At 72.6% G+C, this 17084-nt stretch carries 18 protein-coding genes; 9 read left to right on the top strand and 9 right to left on the bottom strand.

What is annotated here, in order from left to right; all coding sequences use genetic code 11:
* Positions 1-30: 30 nt before the first annotated feature.
* The 3 genes from IPZ69_RS34310 to hypE all read left to right on the top strand — a co-directional run bounded on the left by IPZ69_RS34310 (position 31) and on the right by hypE (position 2517).
* A complete protein-coding gene (locus IPZ69_RS34310; protein WP_235458583.1) occupies positions 31-333 on the top strand; it encodes a HypC/HybG/HupF family hydrogenase formation chaperone in 303 nt (100 codons plus the stop codon).
* The gene (gene hypD / locus IPZ69_RS34305) at positions 330-1454 is read left to right on the top strand and encodes a hydrogenase formation protein HypD (RefSeq protein WP_235458582.1); all 1125 of its coding nucleotides are present in this window, start codon (positions 330-332) and stop codon (positions 1452-1454) included. Before IPZ69_RS34310 ends, hypD begins: the two co-directional genes overlap by 4 nt.
* A gap of 73 nt (positions 1455-1527) precedes the next feature.
* The gene (gene hypE, locus IPZ69_RS34300; RefSeq protein ID WP_235458605.1) at positions 1528-2517 is read left to right on the top strand and encodes a hydrogenase expression/formation protein HypE; all 990 of its coding nucleotides are present in this window, start codon (positions 1528-1530) and stop codon (positions 2515-2517) included.
* A 54-nt stretch (positions 2518-2571) separates the two neighbouring features.
* On the opposite strand, the gene IPZ69_RS34295 is transcribed toward hypE, so the two are convergent.
* Positions 2572-3039, bottom strand: a complete 468-nt coding sequence (locus IPZ69_RS34295) for a hypothetical protein (RefSeq protein ID WP_235458581.1) — start codon at positions 3037-3039, stop codon at positions 2572-2574.
* 330 nt (positions 3040-3369) lie between these two features.
* Between IPZ69_RS34295 and IPZ69_RS34290 the strand changes: the two genes are divergently transcribed.
* Together IPZ69_RS34290 and IPZ69_RS34285 are read left to right on the top strand one after the other, a co-directional pair.
* Positions 3370-4719 (top strand): transaminase, encoded by a 1350-nt coding sequence (locus tag IPZ69_RS34290; RefSeq protein WP_235458580.1) that lies wholly within the window; start codon positions 3370-3372, stop codon positions 4717-4719.
* 322 nt (positions 4720-5041) lie between these two features.
* Complete coding sequence (locus tag IPZ69_RS34285; RefSeq protein ID WP_235458579.1) at positions 5042-5482, top strand: Lrp/AsnC family transcriptional regulator; 441 nt, start codon at positions 5042-5044, stop codon at positions 5480-5482.
* 1 nt (position 5483) lies between these two features.
* Here IPZ69_RS34285 and IPZ69_RS34280 read toward each other — a convergent pair whose 3' ends face one another.
* The 4 genes from IPZ69_RS34280 to tgmA are packed head-to-tail and all read right to left on the bottom strand — an operon-like array spanning position 5484 to position 8715.
* Positions 5484-6596, bottom strand: coding sequence for a PP2C family protein-serine/threonine phosphatase (locus IPZ69_RS34280; RefSeq protein WP_235458578.1), 1113 nt, complete (start codon positions 6594-6596; stop codon positions 5484-5486).
* A complete protein-coding gene (locus tag IPZ69_RS34275) occupies positions 6593-7501 on the bottom strand; it encodes a Gfo/Idh/MocA family protein (RefSeq protein ID WP_235458604.1) in 909 nt (302 codons plus the stop codon). The genes IPZ69_RS34280 and IPZ69_RS34275 overlap by 4 nt, the downstream gene beginning before the upstream one ends.
* Positions 7502-7524: 23 nt before the next feature.
* Positions 7525-8508: an ATP-grasp ribosomal peptide maturase gene (gene tgmB, locus IPZ69_RS34270; protein WP_235458577.1), complete on the bottom strand. Its 984-nt coding sequence runs from the start codon at positions 8506-8508 to the stop codon at positions 7525-7527.
* A gap of 15 nt (positions 8509-8523) precedes the next feature.
* Complete coding sequence (tgmA, locus tag IPZ69_RS34265) at positions 8524-8715, bottom strand: putative ATP-grasp-modified RiPP (protein WP_235458576.1); 192 nt, start codon at positions 8713-8715, stop codon at positions 8524-8526.
* A gap of 149 nt (positions 8716-8864) precedes the next feature.
* On the opposite strand from tgmA, the gene IPZ69_RS34260 reads away from it, so the two are divergent.
* Both IPZ69_RS34260 and tap read left to right on the top strand, forming a co-directional pair.
* On the top strand, positions 8865-9266 hold the full coding sequence (locus IPZ69_RS34260; RefSeq protein ID WP_235458575.1) for a hypothetical protein: 402 nt from the start codon (positions 8865-8867) through the stop codon (positions 9264-9266).
* 16 nt (positions 9267-9282) lie between these two features.
* A complete protein-coding gene (gene tap, locus IPZ69_RS34255; protein WP_235458574.1) occupies positions 9283-11457 on the top strand; it encodes a telomere-associated protein Tap in 2175 nt (724 codons plus the stop codon).
* A 7-nt stretch (positions 11458-11464) separates the two neighbouring features.
* Here the strand turns inward: tap and IPZ69_RS34250 are convergent, their stop codons facing one another.
* Together IPZ69_RS34250 and IPZ69_RS34245 are read right to left on the bottom strand one after the other, a co-directional pair.
* Positions 11465-12271 carry a fructosamine kinase family protein gene (locus IPZ69_RS34250; RefSeq protein WP_235458603.1) on the bottom strand — a complete coding sequence of 269 codons (807 nt, stop codon included), beginning with the start codon at positions 12269-12271 and terminating at the stop codon, positions 11465-11467.
* Positions 12272-12370: 99 nt separating this feature from the next.
* The gene (locus IPZ69_RS34245) at positions 12371-12838 is read right to left on the bottom strand and encodes a hypothetical protein (protein ID WP_235458573.1); all 468 of its coding nucleotides are present in this window, start codon (positions 12836-12838) and stop codon (positions 12371-12373) included.
* Positions 12839-13083: 245 nt separating this feature from the next.
* Here IPZ69_RS34245 and IPZ69_RS34240 point away from each other — a divergent pair, with 245 nt between their 5' ends.
* Together IPZ69_RS34240 and IPZ69_RS34235 are read left to right on the top strand one after the other, a co-directional pair.
* Positions 13084-13794, top strand: a complete 711-nt coding sequence (locus IPZ69_RS34240; RefSeq protein WP_235458572.1) for a tRNA-dependent cyclodipeptide synthase — start codon at positions 13084-13086, stop codon at positions 13792-13794.
* Positions 13791-15002, top strand: coding sequence for a cytochrome P450 (locus IPZ69_RS34235; RefSeq protein WP_235458571.1), 1212 nt, complete (start codon positions 13791-13793; stop codon positions 15000-15002). The genes IPZ69_RS34240 and IPZ69_RS34235 overlap by 4 nt, the downstream gene beginning before the upstream one ends.
* Before the next feature lie 59 nt (positions 15003-15061).
* On the opposite strand, the gene IPZ69_RS34230 is transcribed toward IPZ69_RS34235, so the two are convergent.
* Positions 15062-15955: an SCO6745 family protein gene (locus IPZ69_RS34230; protein WP_235458570.1), complete on the bottom strand. Its 894-nt coding sequence runs from the start codon at positions 15953-15955 to the stop codon at positions 15062-15064.
* 141 nt (positions 15956-16096) lie between these two features.
* Positions 16097-17084 (bottom strand): Vgb family protein (locus tag IPZ69_RS34225; protein ID WP_308407574.1); only part of this gene is annotated, 988 nt, incomplete at its 5' end.

Below are 17084 nucleotides of genomic sequence, written 5' to 3'. Positions count from 1 at the left end.
CGCAGCACCCCCACAGCGAGGAGAAGGCCCATGTGCCTGGCGGTACCCGGCAGAGTGCTGGACATCCAGGAACGCGACGGCACCCGGTTGGCCACCGTCGACTTCGGCGGTGTGGTCAAGGAGGTGTGCCTGGAGTACCTGCCCGACCTCCAGGTCGGCGAGTACGCCATCGTGCACGTCGGGTTCGCGCTGCAGCGGCTCGACGAGGAATCGGCACGGCACACGCTTGAACTCTTCTCCGAACTCGGCATGTTGCAGGAGGAGTTCGGCGACCCCTGGGAGGCGGCCGCGGGCGGGGGCCTGCCGCCCGTCGGTGAGGAGGCGCGGAAGTGAAGTACATCGACGAGTTCCAGGACCCGGAGCTGGCCCGCCGGCTCCTCGACGAGATCCACGCGACGGTGACCAGGCCCTGGGCGCTGATGGAGGTCTGCGGCGGGCAGACGCACTCCATCATCCGCCACGGCATCGACCAACTCCTGCCCGAACAGATCGAGTTGATCCACGGTCCGGGCTGTCCGGTGTGCGTGACGCCCTTGGAGGTCATCGACAAGGCCCTGGAGATCGCCTCCCGGCCCGAGGTGATCTTCTGCTCGTTCGGCGACATGCTGCGCGTGCCGGGCACCGGACGGGACCTGTTCCAGGTGCGCGGCGAGGGCGGCGACGTACGGGTCGTGTACTCGCCGCTGGACGCCCTGCGGGTCGCCCGGGAGAACCCGGACCGCCAGGTGGTGTTCTTCGGCATCGGCTTCGAGACGACCGCCCCGCCCAATGCCATGACGGTCCATCAGGCGCGCCGGCACGGCATCCGCAACTTCAGCATGCTGGTCTCGCACGTGCGCGTGCCCCCGGCCATCGAGGCGATCATGCGCTCCCCGGACTGCCGGGTGCAGGGCTTTTTGGCCGCCGGGCACGTGTGCACGGTGATGGGCGTGGACGAGTACCCGGCTCTGGCGGGACGCCATCGCGTGCCGATCGTGGTGACCGGCTTCGAACCGCTGGACATCCTGGAGGGCGTGCGCCGGACCGTGGCCCAGCTGGAGCGCGGCGAGTACGGCGTCGAGAACGCCTACCCGCGTGCCGTCCGCGCCGAGGGGAACCTTGCTGCCCGGGCCATGCTGGAGGACGTCTTCGAGGTCACCGACCGCGCCTGGCGGGGCATCGGCGTGATCCCGGACAGCGGGTGGCGACTGTCCGCCAAGTACCGGGAGTACGACGCGGAGGCGCGCTTCTCCGTCGGCGACATCCGCACCAGCGAACCGGCCGAGTGCCGCAGCGGCGAGGTCCTCCAGGGCCTGCTCAAGCCGAACGAGTGCGAGGCGTTCGGCACCCGCTGCACCCCCCGTACCCCGCTCGGAGCCACCATGGTCTCCAGCGAGGGCGCCTGCGCCGCCTACTACCTCTACCGGCGTCTGGAGACCACCCCCGCTCCCCGGGAGGCGAGCCCCGTTGCCTGAGACCACCACCGACACCCTGGACCCGGCCGCCTGGACCTGCCCGGCCCCGCTGCGCGACCAGCCCCGGATCGTCATGGGCCACGGCGGGGGCGGCACGCTCTCCGCCGAATTGGTCCAGCACGTCTTCGCGCCCGCCTTCGGGGGTGAGACGCTCGCCCAGTTCGGTGACTCCGCCGCGCTCACGCTCGGCGGTGCCCGGCTGGCCTTCTCCACCGACTCCTTCGTGGTGCGGCCGCTGTTCTTCCCCGGCGGCAGCATCGGCGACCTCGCCGTGAACGGCACCGTCAACGACCTCGCCATGAGCGGCGCCCGGGCGGCCTACCTCTCCTGCGGATTCATCCTGGAGGAGGGCGTGGAGCTGGAGACCGTGTCCCGGGTCGCCGAGGCGCTCGGCGCGGCCGCGCGGGCCGCGGGTGTGGAGGTGGCGACGGGCGACACCAAGGTGGTGGAGTCCGGCCGCGGCGACGGCATCTACCTCAACACCGCGGGCATCGGCCTGATCCCGGAGGGCGTCGACCTGCGCCCGCAGCGCGTCGTACCCGGCGACGTCGTGATCGTCAGCGGGCCGGTCGGGGTGCACGGGGTGGCCATCATGAGCGTGCGCGAGGGCCTGGAGTTCGGGGTCGAGATCGAGAGCGACTGCGCCGCCCTCGGCGGCCTCGTCGAGGCCATGCTCGCGGTCACACCGGATCTCCACGTGCTGCGCGACCCCACCCGGGGCGGCCTCGCGGCCTCGCTCAACGAGATCGCGGCCGCGTCCGGCGCCGGTGTCGTCCTCACCGAGCGGGACGTCCCGGTACCGCCGGCCGTGGCCAATGCCTGCGCGGTGCTCGGCCTCGACCCCTTCTACGTCGCCAACGAGGGCAAGCTGGTGGCCTTCGTGCCGCGCGAGCACGCCGACGCCGTACTGGCGGCGATGCGGGCGCATCCACTGGGCGCGCAGGCCGTGATCATCGGTGAGGCGGTCGAGGCGCACCCCGGGATGGTGGTGGCCCGCACCGGCCTGGGCGGCACCCGGGTGGTCGACATGCCGCTGGGGGAGCAGCTGCCGAGGATCTGCTGAACCGCGGGGGCGCCCGCCGTCCGGACGCTGCCGGACCGGCGGGTGCCCCCGACGCTACTTCTCGGACATCGGGGTGAGCACCGTCAGGGTGCCGTTGGCCTGGCGCAGCGCCTGTTCCAGGGTGCCGGGCACGTGCAGCGAGCCGGTGCCGTCGGGCGGGATCAGCCACTCCAGGGCCCGGGCGGAGCGGTACGGCGGCGGCACGGCCACCCACGATCCCTTGCTCGCGTAGCGCAGCCCCGCCCCGACCCACTGCCCGGACGGATCGGGTGGCAGGAAGAAGCCGACTCTGTGCGCGGCGGTGTCCACCAGCGTGGGTCCGGGCACCGGCAGCGTCGGCCGCCACAGCAGGTCCAGCGTGAGCAGGCCGAGCCGGTCGGGAACGCTGAGCACGTCCCAGAAGCGACCCGCCTCAAGCAGCGCGATGCCCTCCCCGTGGTCCCACTGCCACTTGCACGCCCGAGGGTTTGCCGCGGCCGCGGCGAGCCATTCGACGCCCTGCATCCACATCGTGTTCGTCATCCCCTGCTCCGGGTGATCACCGCTCGCCTGCCACGGCCGCAGGGAGCATCCGCACCGGGCACTTGGTGCGACTGCACGCCAACCCGGCATATGCATGCTGGTAGATATTTCTACCTGGCGGAAGGGGTGGCGCGGCCTGGCGTTTCAGTCCGGTCGTTCGAGCCCCGAGCGCGAGTGCGCCAAGGGGGCGCCGGTCGCCGCATCCACTCGACGAAGCGGAACGCTTGAATCGATCGTGATCACGATCGATTCGTTCGTCGAGTCTTGCAGTACCCGCTGTTTCGGCCGTACGCTCCGAATGTTCCGTTGCCGTCGCCACTGGGGTACTCCATGCACCGCACCCGCCTGCACCAGCTCCTGGCCCGCGAGAGCGCCGAGGCCGAGCGTCGCAACCCGCGCTCGAAAGAGGCCTACGGCCGCGCCGACCACCTCTTCGGCCGGGTGCCGATGACCTGGATGAACAAGACCGCCGGCGCGTTCCCCCGCTACCTCGCCACCGCCCGCGGCGCCCGCGTCACCGACATCGACGGGCACGAGTACGTCGACTTCTGCCTCGGTGACACCGGGGCCATGGCCGGTCACTCGCCCGCCGTGGTGGCGGAGGCGGTGCACCGCAGGTTCGCCGAGCTGGGCGGGGCCACCGCGATGCTCCCCACCGAGGACGCCGAGTGGGTCGGCGCGGAGCTGACCCGCCGCTTCGGGCTCGCGCGCTGGAGCTTCTCGCTGACCGCGACCGACGCCAACCGCTGGGCGATCCGCCTCGCCCGGGCCGTCACCGGCCGTTCCAAGATCCTCGTGAACAGCTACAGCTACCACGGCAGCGTCGACGAGTCGCTGATCGTCGTCGGCCCGGACGGCCATGGCACCGCCCGCCCCGGAAACGTCGGCGCCCCCTGTGACGTCACGCTGACCAGCCGGGTCGCCGAGTTCAACGACCTGGCACAGCTGGAGCGCGAGCTGGCCCACGGCGACGTGGCCGCCGTCCTGATGGAACCCGCGCTCACCAACATCGGCATCGTCCTGCCCGAACCCGGATACCTGGCCGGCGTGCGGGAGCTGACCCGGCAGTACGGCACGCTGCTGATCAACGACGAGACGCACACCTTCTCCGCCGGGCCGGGCGGCTGCACCGCCGCCTGGGACCTGGAGCCCGACCTGCTGACCATCGGCAAGGCCATCGGCGGCGGCATCCCGGCCGGCGCCTACGGCCTGGCCGCCGACCTCGCCGAGCGGCTGCTCGCCCGCGACGACCTGGACCTGGTGGACATGGGCGGAGTCGGCGGCACCCTGGCGGGCAACGCGCTCTCCGTCGCGGCGATGCGGGCCACCCTGGAGCACGTGCTCACCGACGAGGCCTTCGCCCACATGGCCAAGCTGTCCGAGCGCTTCGAGGCCGGCGTCCGCGCGGGCATCGCGGCACACGCGCTGCCCTGGTCGGTCAGCCGCCTCGGCGCCCGCACCGAGTACCGCTTCGCCGACCCGGCACCGCGCACCGGCACCGAGTCCGAGGCGGCCGGCGACACCGAGCTGGAGGACTTCCTCCACCTGTATCTCGCGAACCGGGGCATCCTGCTGACCCCGTTCCACAACATGGCGCTCATGTGCCCCGACACGACCGAGGCGGACGTGGACACCCACACGGCCCTGTTCGCCGCCGCCCTGGCCGAGCTGACCGGCTGAGACCCGCCGATAGGGTGACCCCTAGGCCCTGTCGTCAAACTCCCGTCTGCCCCGCGACGCCATGCACGCTCCCCCAAGCTCTTCGAGCAGGGGGGACCCCCACTCGCCGCACCGGGCCCCGACCCCAGTACGTCCAGTACGAGGGCCGAGGCCCGGCACTCCCCCAGCCTTCGGCCGGGGGGACCCCCAGAGCACGCTCCCCCAAGCTCTCGGCTCCGCTCGAGCAGGGGGGACCCCCATGACGCCGCGAGGCCCGCCCTTCGGGCGGACGACGCGAGTTTGACGACAGGACCTAGCCGGCCGGAAGGGAAGTACGAGGACCGTGGACGAGATCGACCGGGCCATCCTGCGTGAACTGCAGACCGACGGGCGCGTCGCGTACGCCGATCTCGGTCCGAAGGTCGGTCTGTCCGCGTCGGCGGCCCGGCAGCGGCTCCAGCGGCTGCTGGACACCAAGGCCGTCCAGGTCGTCGGCGTCACCGACCCGATGGCGATGGGCGGACAGGCCATGGCGCTGCTCGGCATCGGCGTGGACGGCGATCCGCGCGCCGTCGCCGACGCGCTCGCCGACCGCCCGGAGGTCGTCTACTCGGTGCTCACCTCGGGCGGCTTCGACCTGTTCGCCGAGGTGGTCACCCCCGGCCCGAAGGACCTGCTGGACTTCGTCAACGACGTGGTGCGGCAGATCGAGGGCGTACGCGAGGTGCAGTCGTTCCCGTACTTCGCCATCCACACCCACCGGTTCCTGTGGGACGTGGGCTGAGCTACGGCGTGCGGGTCGGTGACGTGGTGAGGACGAGCATGGTGGCGTCGTCGCTGACGTCGCCGCCGCAGTGCCGCAGCAGATCCTCCCAGATCAGGACGGTCAGCTCGGCCGGGTCCGCGGTGGAGAACTCGGTCAGCCGCCGCGTCAGCGGATAGAAGGCGCCGGAGGCGTCCCGGCCCTCCCACACGCCGTCGGAGGCCAGGAACAGCCGGTCGCCGGGCTCCAGCGCCACCGAGACCTCCTTGGGGCGGTCGATCCCGGCGATGCCGAGCCCGAGCGGGGTGCCGGCCGAGACCGTGATCTCGCGGGCCTGCCCGTCGTGCAGCAGCACGGGAGCCGGATGGCCGCTCGCCACGATCCGCACCGTGCGGGCGTCGGCGGAGAACTCCAGCACCACGGCCGTGGCGAACAGCTCGGCGTGCGGCCGGCCCGCCGAGTCGACCGTCAGCCTCCGGTCCATGCGGCCCGCGACCCCCTCCAGGTCCGGCTGGTCCAGCACCGCCTCCCGGAAGGCACCCAGCAGCGACACCACCGTCGAGACGGCCGCCAGTCCGTGCCCCTGCACGTCGCCCATCACCGCCCGGACGCCGTACGGCCCCTCCCGCACGTCGAAGAAGTCCCCGCCGACCAGCGTCCCGTGCTGGGCGGTCCGGTAGAGCCCTGAGCAGCCGATCGGCCCGACCCGTGCCGGAAGCTTCGGCACCACGGCCCGCTGCACGGCCTCGGCGACCGTCCGCTCCGTGTTCAGCTGGGCGTCCCGGTGACTGCGGACGTAGGAGACGAACACGCTCAGTACGGCGACGAAGGCGATGGTCAGCAGATCCGTGTCGCCGGGGCGGTTCAGGTGCGTGGCGGGGATGTGCAGCACCGCGATGACCAGCACGCCGAGCAGCGCGGTGGCCACGGGGCCGTACGACAGCACGGCCAGCGGCGGGATCGCGCCCAGCAGGAACCCGATGTCCACCTGGCTGGGACTGATCAGCGTGGCCGTGGTGACGCCCGCCAGCAGGACGATGGGCAGCGCGCGCACCCACCACGGCGGTGGTGCGCCACGCAGCCAGCCGCGTTCCTCCGGGTACCTGCGCGACCTGCGGTCGCGCGCCGAACTCACATCCCTACGCTACGCCCGGACCCCGCGTCCGTGGTCAGTCGATCTTCCGCCGCCGCGAGGATCTCGGTGACGCGGAGGCCGAACGCCGCGTCGCAGGAGTGCGGGCGGCGCGTGCGGGCGGCCGTCAGGAGGGCGTCGGCCGCCCGGGCGAGGGCCGGGACCGCTCCCTCGGAGCTGCCCGGCAACAGGGTCACCCCGGCCTCTCCCCGGAGTTCGACGGCGGCCCCCGCCGCGGCGGGCGGGGCGGTGAGGCTCAGCGTCACGGAGCTCGACGCGTCGGTGACGTGGTCGAGGACCAGATGGACGGTGTCCCCGGGACCGTGGGCCGCCGCCGTCACGCCCCGGACGTCCCCGAGGACCGGCAGCAGGACGGACAGGGCGTGCGGGCCCACGTCCCACAGCGCTCCCTTCGCCCTGCGCCAGGGCGAGGCGGCGAAGGGGCTGTCGCCGGTGAAGACGGCGCCGAGCCACTCGGCCCGCGCGGTGAACCAGCCCGCCGTGGCGGCCTGCTCGGCGATCCAGGCCTGCGGCTCCGCCTGGAAGCGTGTGGTGAAGAACACCACCGAGGCCACCCCGGCCCGGTCGGTCGCGTCGACCACGGCCCGGGCGTCGGCCGCGCTCAGGGCGAGCGGTTTGTCCAGCAGCAGATGACAGCCCGCGCGGGCCGCGCGCACCGCGAGGTCCGCCTGGACGGACGGAGGCAGCGCCACGGCCACCGCGTCGACCTCGTCGAGCAGGGCGTCCACGTCGTCGTACGCCCGCGTGCCGTACCGCTCCGCCAGGGCCGCGGCGGCGTCCGGCCGGCGGCCCCACACCCCCGCGAAGCGCAGGTCGCCGTGCTTGCTCAGCGCGGGGGCGTACGCAGCCTGCGCCCACGGCCCCGTGCCGAGCAGCCCGATGCGCATGCCGCCGTCCTCCGTGATGGTCGTCAAGAAGTCGCCCTCCTGGCGCCGTTGACGTACGTCCTACCCGGTTCGGCGCCGTGCGCCAGCCACTCGGCTATGGAATGCGCGATCGGCTGCTCGGTGTCCATCTCGACGAAGCCGAACTGACCCGACTGGTTGCACTCCAGGAACCACCAGATCCCGTCGCCGTCCTCCGCGAAGTCGAAGGCGCCGTAGGCGAGTTCCGCTTCCTTCAGATAGGTGAGCACGGCGGCCCCGACGCGCGGGGGCACGTCCACGGGTGCCCAGGTGGAGGTGGACGGGGCGAAACGGACGTCCACGTCGTTCGGATCGGCGTCCGGGGCGACCGCCTTGCGCGCGGCCAGCAACCGGTCGCCCACGGCGGTCAGGCGGATGTCGGCCCGCTTGGCGACCCGCCGCTGCAGCAGCGTCGGGCCGAAGGCGACGGCCGCGAAGTCGGTGTCCGGCGCCACCCGGCTGGTCGGCACCGCCCGCGGCGGCTCCTGCGGATGCGCGCCGGACACCGGCTTGACCACCAGGTCCGGGAAGCGTTCCGCGAACTCCCGGGCGGCCTGCGGGAACGTCGTGATCAACGTCGCCGGCACGGGCAGCCCGCTGCGCTGGGCCAGCCGCAGCTGCCAGGGCTTGTGGCGGGCCCGGCGGGCGGCGTCGGGGTGGTTCATCCAGCGCGCGTCGGTGCCGCGCAGCATGCCGTACAGCGCCTGGGAGGACTCCTCCGTCAGCCAGGTGGTCGGCTGGGCGGCCCGGGCGGCCGCGACTCCGGGTCTGCGCACCCAGATGGAGCGCAGTCCGTTCACGCTCACCAGGCGGCCCCCGACGGACACATGTCCGCGGTAGACGCCCTGGATGTACTCGCCCGAGAGGGCGACCCCGCTGGTGAGGTCGGCGGGGTCGAGCCGGACGACGGGCGCGCCGGTCTCGTGGAGCCGGAGGACCACCATGTCCGCCGTCACGTCCTCGTCGGAGGTCAGGATGAGCACGGTCATCGTCGGTGCCCGCGATCAGTCGTCGAAGTGCGTCTTGGAACCCGCCGTGGAGGTCGTGGTCCCCAGCGCTCGGAGCGTTGCGTGATCGGTGGCTGCGATCCGGCCATCGGGGAACACGTTCAACTGCAGTCCGGAGTCGTACGCGTACGGACTGATGACTTCCAACTGCACAGCGGGGCGTGCGTAGTTGAGCGTGAACGGCTGCATGGTCTCTCCCTGTTCAAAGCTTTCATCTACTTATACGAATCGAACGGGTGGTTGGTTTCCTTACTCTGAGTAATCCCGGCGGGAATTAAGCCTGGTTTAAGGAATAAACGAAACGTTGTTCCGTTGTTCGGCTGGGATAGCATGCCCGCATGGCACATGACGCCCCGGTCGACGTTCACGCCGACGCCCGCCACCGGCTGTCCGCGCTGGCGCCGTCGTCCGCCGACGGGACCGCTCCGGCGCACCTCCTCGCACGGGACGCGGCGCTGCTCGGGCGGCTGCTGGCGGCCGCCGCTCGCGACCCGCGGGGCGACGGCGAACCGGCGGCGGACGTGACCGTGGACGACGTCGGCGCCGCCCTCAGCCTTTTCGAGGAACTGCGGCACCAACTGGACCGCCTGGAGAGCCAGGTGGTGATGGAGGCCCGGCGGCGCGGTATGGACTGGCGGCAGATCGCCGGGCACCAGGGCCTGAATTCCTCCCAGGCGGCCTCGCAGCGCCACCAGCGGTTGACGACCCGGCTCGAAGAGATCCGCCAGGGCGTCCGGTAGAAAGACGGATGTGGAAATGACCGACCAGCCCGACGAGCTGTTCGCGGCCGTCGACTCGCTGCTCGCCGCCGTCGACGGCGGCACCGTGCTGCCCGCCCCCGCCGAGCGGGTACGGCTGCGCGAGGCCGCCGGGCTGACCCAGGCCGCCGTGGCCCAGGCCCTCGGCGTACGCGTGCCCAGCATCCAGGCCTGGGAGGCGGGCCGCGCCGAGCCGAAGGGCGAACGGCTGGAGGCCTACCGCAGGCTTCTCGACGGCCTCGCCCATCGCTACCCGGGAGCGCCCGCCGCTTCGGTGGCCCAGGACCAGGGGCAGGGGCAGAAGCAGGAGAGGGAGCAGCGGCCCGCTGCGGAGCAAGTCCCGGGTGCGGGCGGTGGCCGACCCGCTGTGGCACGGAAGAGCGCGCCCAACTCGCCCCGGACCGCGTCCACATCGTCACGGGGCGTAACCGGTGCGACCCGCCCCCCGGCCAAGTCCCCCCGCGCCGCTGCCGCCTCCGCGCAGGGCGACGCCGTCGACCCCCGCTTCGCCCACGGCCCGCTCGCCGTCGTCGACGCCGTCGACGGAGAGGTCAGCGCCTACTGCGTCGGCGGCCTGGTGCTCGACGTCCCGGCCAAGTCGCTTCCGGCGCTGGTGGAGTGGACGCTGGCGGAGGCGAGGCTGGGGCAGGCCCGTCTGCACCGGTCGGGCAAGGACGCCGACCCGCTCGTCGTGCTGACCGCGGCGGCGTGCGAACGGTACGGGCTGCCCGCCTCGCTCAGCGACGAGGAGCGCCTGGCGGGCCGTATCCCGGACTCCCACAAGGTGGTCCGGCAGTTGAAGAAGGCCGACTGGCAGCTCACCAAGCGCGGCTTCGGCCCCTGGGCGCGGATCTACCGGCCCGCGCAGGGCGCCCAGCGCAACTGCGTCCAGCTCTGCCTGCCGTCCTGGCACGCCCTCGACGCCCGGCACTGGGGCGACGCCGCCGCGCTGCTGCCCGTCGAACTCGCCCGCGTTCTCGGCACGTACGCCACCCGCGTCCTCACCCCGCGCGGCTCCACCGCCGTCACCGGCCTGGAGCTGATGACCGCGCTGCACCCGCCGACCCGCGCCGTCCAGGACGACAACGGCCAGTGGGTGTCAGCGCCGAACCCGGGCGCCCTGACCCGGGCGGTCGACTGCGCCCCGTGCGAGGCGCCCGACGGCCACCCGCTCCTCGCCCACCTGCCGCGCTTCCACCAGCGCACCCCGGACGAGGTGCTGCGCGAGGAGGCCTACGACTGGGCCCGGCCGCTGTCCGACGAGGAGTGCATGCGGCCGTACCTCGTCGGCGTCGACGTCAACATGGCCTTCGCGGCGGCCGCCAACCGCACGGTGGTCGGCCTCGGCGCGCCGGTGCACCGGAACAACCCCGCCTTCGATCCGGCGCTGCCCGGCTCCTGGCTGGTCGACCTGTCCCACGTCCAGCTGGATCCGCGCCTGCCGAGCCCGTTCACCCCGGACGGCGACGCGCCGCTCGGCCCGGCCTGGTACGCGACGCCGACCGTGGCGTACGCGCAGGAACTCGGCTACGAGGTCGCCCCGTTGGAGGCGTACGTCCGCCCCGAGCACGGCCCGTACCTGGACGCCTGGTACACCCGCCTGCGAGACGCGTACATCGCCACCATGGCCGACCTCGGGGTCACCACCGGCATGAGCCCCGCCGACTTCCTGGCCGCGATGGACGGACACAAGGACCAGGATCCGCAGCTGGCGGTCGTCCTCGCGGCGATCAAGGCCACCGTCAAGGGCGGCATCGGCAAGCTGCGTGAGCGGGCCCGCACCGGCTGGCGTCCGGGGGAGCGCTGGCCGGCGCTGGAGCGGCCGACCTGGCGGCCCGACATCCGCGCCGCCGTCATCTCCAAGGCGCGGGTCAACATGCACCGCAAGATGCACGCCACGGCCCGGGCGACCGGCCAGTACCCGGTGGCGGTCCTCTCCGATTGCGCGGTGTACGCCTCCGACGGCCCGAGCCCCCTCGACTTCCTGCCCTACCGCGACGGCAAGCCGCTGCCCGGCGGCTTCCGGATCGGCGTGAGCCCCGGCATGGTCAAGCACGAGGGCACGCAGAGCGTGCTGTGGGCGGAGGGCCTGCGCGAGGAACACGGGGACCACCTCAACCTGGCCCGCTACATCAAATCCGGCCAGATGGGCACCCCGGACGAGGGGGAGTAGCGCCCGGTCAGGTCGCGAGGGCCCGTCGGGCGACCGCGAGGGCCTGCTCCGCGTACCCGCGGCCGAAGAGCACCGCGTGCACCAGCAACGGGAACAGCTGGTGCGTGCCGACGCGTTCCTCCCAGCCGTCGGCCAGGGGCGCCGCCGCCCGGTAGCCGTCGAGTACGCGGTCGAGGTGGGGGCAGCCGAAGAGGTGGAGCATCGCCAGGTCGGTCTCCCGGTGTCCGCCGTGCGCGGCCGGGTCGATGAGCCAGACCTGGCCGTCGGCGCCCCACAGCACATTGCCGTTCCACAGGTCGCCGTGCAGCCGGGCGGGCGGTTCGGCGGGGCCCGCCAGCTCCGGCAACCGCTCGCAGACGCGCTCCACGACGGCCGCCTCGCCGGGGCGCACCGTGCCGTTGTCGACCGCGCCGCGCAGATACGGCAGCACGCGGTGCTCGGCGTACCAGCGTGGCCAGTCGGTGCCGGGGACGTCACGCATGGGGGCGAGGCCGATGTACGCCTCCTCGGGGCCGCCGGGCGGCGGGGCGCCGAAGGCCGGCGCCCCGGCGCCGTGCAGGGCGGCCAGTGCGTGGCCGAAACGGATCGCCGTCTCGGCGTCGGCGCGTCCGGTGGGAACGCGCTCGATCACCAACCATCGCTCGTCGTGGCCGTACACCTGAGGCACCCGGACCGCCCCGGCGGCGTCCAGCCAGCGCAGTCCGGCCGCCTCGGCCCGGACGGCGCCGGGGGTGTCGCCGCGTTTGGCGATCACCACCGGCCCGTCGTCGAGCGTCACCTCGGTGAGGCTCCCGGACAACGCCCGGTCGCCCATGACCGGGCGACCGGTGAGCCGGGACACCGCGGTGCCCGGCTCCTCGCCTGATGCGTCGCCGCGCTTGACCACGGCGACCAGCGTACGGCCGGCCGGGGCTCAGGCGCCCCAGGTGCCCTGGTCCGAGGCGCAGTTCCAGCCGGTGCCCTTCAGCGTGAACTTCACCTTGTAGGTGTGGGTGTTCAGCAGGTGCGTCGGCACCTTCATGCCGAGGCTGGCCTTCTTCTTCAGCGACAGCGTGTACACCGACACGACCTTGGTCGTGTTCTTGGTGATCTTGCCGCCGGTGGGCTTGGCCGTGCCGAAGCGGATGTTCTTCACGTCGGTGACCGTGAAGGTGACCTTCGAGAAGCTCTTGGTCGTGCTCTTGTTCTTGATCCCGAAGTAGAGACCGCCGTTGGTGACCCATCCGTGCGAGTCGACGTAGAAGCGGCTCGGGTAGACGAGGCTGATCGGACAGTTGGAGCTCGTCGGCGCCGACGTCTGCGCGGACGCTACTGAGGCGAGGCCCAGCTGGGCGGCGGTGACGAGCCCGGCCGTGGCCAGGACCGTCGCGGACGTACGCATGCGATTCATCGTGGTGTTTCCTCCCCCTGCGGCCCGAACGGGCCATCGGACGTCACAATCTCACCTCCGGCATCCCGAAGGCTTCTGAATTACAGGGCACTTCGACCATTGCTACGACGAATTTCAGCCAAACCCGATCAGTTACGACTTGTGTTGGTCCCGTACGGCTAGCGTGAGGGCGCCGCGTCGCCACACCCGGGGCACAGGGCCCTGTCGGGACTAGCGCGCGGCGGAGGGTAACCCCCTTGACCACAGCATCCGTGCTGATGGCCGACGTCTTCGAGGTTCAGCCCTACACGTCCCACTGCGAGGTCATCTTCGGCGAGGGCGCACATGCCGTGATCGGTGTGTCCCCGGGCAACAGCTACTTCTCCGCCCGACGCCTGCACACCCTCGCCCGCTGGGGACTGGACCACTTCGACAGGGTCGACTTCGTCTACACCGACCTGTACGTGGCCGAGATGTACGAGGCATCCGGCTATGCCCCCGACGAGGCGCGCCGCAAGGCGGTGAAGAACCTGCGCGGCGTCCGCGCGAAGGTCCGCGACGCGGTCTCTCGGGCGGACCCGGAGGGGATCCGGCTGCGCTGGCACCCCATGTCCGGTTTTCGCGCCAACTCCTCCTACCGGGAGATCCACGCGCACCTGAAGGACCGGCTGGCATCGGACGGCGACTTCCGGGCCGTCTGCGAGGAACTGGTGAGCCGCTTCCTGTCCTCCCGGGGCGAGGCCACGACGCAGCGGCAGCGCTCCGTGTGCCTGGAGTACGTGTGCGCCGAGGCCCCGCTGTTCCTCGACACCCCCGCGATCCTGGAGGTGCCGTCCTCGCTCAACTGCTACCACCAACTACTGCCGATGGCCGAGCTGTTGTACGCGCGGGGCGCGGGCCTGCGCGCCTCCCGCAACCAGGGCCACGCGATCGTCACCCCCGCCGCCATGGAAGGAGCCGCGGCATGACCGCCGCCACCGACACCCGGACCGAGGGCCCCGGGCCGCTCGACTTTCCCTTCTCCTGGGACGGCACCCGCGTCCCCGCTGAGGTCGAGGAACTGCGCTTCACGGCTCCGGTGCGGCGGGTCCGCACCATCGCCGGGGACGAGGCCTGGCTGGTGTCGTCGTACGAGCTGTGCCGACAGGTGCTGCGGGACGACCGGTTCTCCCTCAAGGACACCTCCGCGCCGGGCGTGCCGCGGCAGTACGCCCTCACCATCCCGCCCGAGGTCGTGAACAACATGGGCAACATCACCGGCGCCGGCCTGCGCCGGGCGGTGATGAAGGCGCTGAACCCCAAGGCGCCGGGGCTGGCCCAGTGGCTGCGCGAGGAGGCCCACCGCCTGGTCGACGCGCTCGTGGCGGCCGGGCCGACGGCGGATCTGCGCGGGGCGTTCTGCGAGCCGTACTCGACGGGCATGCACTGCCGCATCCTCGGCATACCCCAGTCCGAGGCACCCGCGTTCCTGCGCAGTCTCGACATCGCCTTCATGAACGCGCCGTGCCCCGTCACCGGGGCGCGCGTCAACTGGGACCGGGACATCGCCCGCATGGCGGCGCTGCTCGACGACCCCGCGACCGGCGGGCTGATGGGCGAACTCGCCGCCGTGCGCGGCGATGTCGAGTACGCCCACCTCACGGACGAGATGCTGGCCACGGTCGGCGTCACCATGTTCGGGGCCGGGACCATCTCCACCTCGGGCTTCCTCGCCATGGCCCTCGTCCACCTGCTCACCCACCCCGAGACGTGCGACCTGCTCAGGGACCGCCCGGACCTGATCGGCCCGGGGGTGGAGGAACTGCTGCGGGTGAACCTCTCGATCGGGGACGCCCTGCCGCGCCTGGCCCTCGCCGACGTCAGGCTGGGCGACGTGGAGGTCAGGAAGGGCGAACTGGTCCTGGTCCTGGTCGAGGGCGCGAACTTCGATCCGGAGAAGTTCCCGGACCCGCACCGCTTCGACGTCCACCGCGACAACACCGCCGACCACCTCTCCTTCGGCGGCGGCGCCCACTACTGCCCCGCGACCGCGCTGGGCCGCGTGCACGCCCAGATCGCCCTGGAGGTCCTGCTCGACCGCCTCCCGGACCTCGCCCTCGCGGTACCGGCCGGGCAACTGGTGTGGCGCACCGGGTTCATGAAGCGCGTTCCCGAGCGGTTGCCGGTGATCTGGTAGCCGACGCTCCGGGCGTCCCCGTCCCGCACCGGGCGGGGCCGCCGGGGTACGGCAGCCGGTCAGCGCCCCGCTGTGCGGGCCAGGCCGACCGGATTGCCCGACGGCAGCAGGCCGGATTCCCGGACCGTTCGGGCCAGGGGTTCGAGCAGGTCGGCGAGCCGTTCGGTGGCGTCCGTGCCGAGGGCGGTCCAGGGCTGTTCGGCGGCCTGGTCGGTGCGCGCCTCGACGGCCCGGCGTCCGGCGGCTCCGGTGGGTGTGAGGGCGCCGTCCTCGTCCAGCCAGCCGAGTTCGCGCAGGGCGTCCTCGGCCGCCTGCCACGCCGATTCGTCCCACCGGCGGGTCTCCCGCAGCAGCCGCGCGTCCCCCTCGTCGGCGGCCGCCTTCAGCACCATCGCCTCGACCGGTCCGATGCCGAGGCTCACCAGGACGGCGAAGTGTCCGTCGCCCCGGTGCTCCCGCAGGGTGGTCAGGGCCTGCCAGAGCCGCACATGCGGCCGCTCGGGGCGGTCGAGGGCCTGGTTCGCGGCGGCCAGCACCCGGCCCGCCGTGTTGGCGGCCGTCGCCGCCTCCCATGCCAGATCGGCGGCCTCGGCCAGCTCCGGCGAGGCGATGACGTCCGCCCCGAACAGGCGGGTCGTCGCGGCGTCCATGGCCTGCTCCCGCGCGACGAGGGCCTCGGCCCAAGTGGTGTACCGCCAGGCGTCGGGCAGGGCCCGAGCCACGCGCGCGGGGTGGAAGACGTAGAAGGAACTGGTGACGACGGAGGCGGGTACGGCGCCGAGCGGGGCCGCGCGCAGCGCGAAGTACCCCATCCAGAAGCCGCGCATCCCCAGCCCGTCCGCGGCCTCGCGCGCCTCCGGGGCGAAGTAGATCAGGTCGTGCACCGGTTCGTACCGTTCCCACATGACCCGCGCGGCCTTGTCGCCCACGGCTTCCTCCCGCTCCCTCGGCATGCACTGTCCCGTGCGCGCGATCACGATCGGCGCCCGGGAACAGCGTGCTTCATGACGACTGTCATAACAAGAGCGGGCGGGGTGTTGATCGTGTCGAGGAGGTTCAGCGGCCGCGCGCCGGAAGGGGGTGTCGCCCAGGGGTTATCGAGCCGTGGCCCGTACGTGGCCGACGGCGTTGCCGACGGCTTCGGTGAACCACAACGCGTGGTCCGGGCCCGTCGTGATCTGGAACGGGACCCGGTCGGCGCCGGTCGGCACCGGGAACTCGGTGATCCGGTCGGCGGCCCGCTCGCCGGGCGCCAGGCGGCCGATCCGGCCTGCCTGTTCGGCGAACCAGATCCGGCCGTCGGGCCCCAGGGCGATCCCGTCCGGACCGCTGTCGGGATGCGGCAGCGGGAAGCGGGTGAGGTGGCCGGAGGCGCTGATGCGGTTCACGGAGTTCGACCCGGACGCGGTGAACCACATGCCTCCGGGCCCGGCGACGATGTCCCTCGGGCAGTCGTCGTCCCCGGGCAGCGCGAACTCGGTGATCCGGCCGGACGCGGTGATCCGGCCGATCCTCCCGCTGGTCAACTCCGTGAACCACAGGGCGCCGTCCGCTCCGGCGGCGATGGTGTACGGATGGCTGTCGGGCGTGGGAACCACGAACTCGCCGATGACCCCTCGGGTGCTGATCCGGCCGATCCTGTTGGCGTTCTGCTCGGTGAACCACAGCGCGTCGTCCGGCCCGCGCGTGATGCCGAGCGGCACGCTGTCGGCCCGGGGCAACGGGAACTCGGCGACGGCACCGGAGGCGGTGATCCGCCCGATGCGGGCCGCGCCCGGCTCGGTGAACCACAGGGCGTCGTCCGGTCCCAGGACGAGATCGAAGGGCGCACCGTCCGCGCTCGGGGTGGCGTGGTCGGTGACGGTCCCGGCGGTCGTGATCCGCCCGATCCGGTTGGTCCCCGACTCGGCGAACCACAGCGCCCCGTCCGGGCCCGTGGTGATCCCGGCGGGGAAGCCGTCGGGGGTCGTGGTGATCGGATACTCCGTCATGTCGGCCACGTCCGTCACGACCGTCACGCCCGTCACTTCGGCCCGGGCGGGCGCCGCGACGGTCGCCACGCCGATCAGTGTGCCGAGGACG

Source organism: Streptomyces olivochromogenes, assembly GCF_021538895.1.
In the GTDB taxonomy this organism is placed as follows: Bacteria; Actinomycetota; Actinomycetes; order Streptomycetales; family Streptomycetaceae; genus Streptomyces; species Streptomyces olivochromogenes_A.
This window is presented reverse-complemented; position numbering and strand designations above follow the sequence as displayed.

Coding starts and splice junctions, on each gene's coding strand:
- IPZ69_RS34230 (WP_235458570.1), bottom strand. CDS start 15,955: ATGCCGAGGGAGCGGGAGGAAGCCGTGGGCGACAAGGCCGCGCGGGTC.
- IPZ69_RS34290 (WP_235458580.1), top strand. CDS start 3,370: ATGCACCGCACCCGCCTGCACCAGCTCCTGGCCCGCGAGAGCGCCGAG.
- hypE (WP_235458605.1), top strand. CDS start 1,528: ATGGGCCACGGCGGGGGCGGCACGCTCTCCGCCGAATTGGTCCAGCAC.
- tgmA (WP_235458576.1), bottom strand. CDS start 8,715: ATGCAGCCGTTCACGCTCAACTACGCACGCCCCGCTGTGCAGTTGGAA.
- IPZ69_RS34310 (WP_235458583.1), top strand. CDS start 31: ATGTGCCTGGCGGTACCCGGCAGAGTGCTGGACATCCAGGAACGCGAC.
- IPZ69_RS34260 (WP_235458575.1), top strand. CDS start 8,865: ATGGCACATGACGCCCCGGTCGACGTTCACGCCGACGCCCGCCACCGG.
- IPZ69_RS34250 (WP_235458603.1), bottom strand. CDS start 12,271: ATGGGCGACCGGGCGTTGTCCGGGAGCCTCACCGAGGTGACGCTCGAC.
- IPZ69_RS34295 (WP_235458581.1), bottom strand. CDS start 3,039: ATGACGAACACGATGTGGATGCAGGGCGTCGAATGGCTCGCCGCGGCC.
- tap (WP_235458574.1), top strand. CDS start 9,283: ATGACCGACCAGCCCGACGAGCTGTTCGCGGCCGTCGACTCGCTGCTC.
- IPZ69_RS34235 (WP_235458571.1), top strand. CDS start 13,791: ATGACCGCCGCCACCGACACCCGGACCGAGGGCCCCGGGCCGCTCGAC.
- IPZ69_RS34275 (WP_235458604.1), bottom strand. CDS start 7,501: ATGCGCATCGGGCTGCTCGGCACGGGGCCGTGGGCGCAGGCTGCGTAC.
- tgmB (WP_235458577.1), bottom strand. CDS start 8,508: ATGACCGTGCTCATCCTGACCTCCGACGAGGACGTGACGGCGGACATG.
- IPZ69_RS34245 (WP_235458573.1), bottom strand. CDS start 12,838: ATGCGTACGTCCGCGACGGTCCTGGCCACGGCCGGGCTCGTCACCGCC.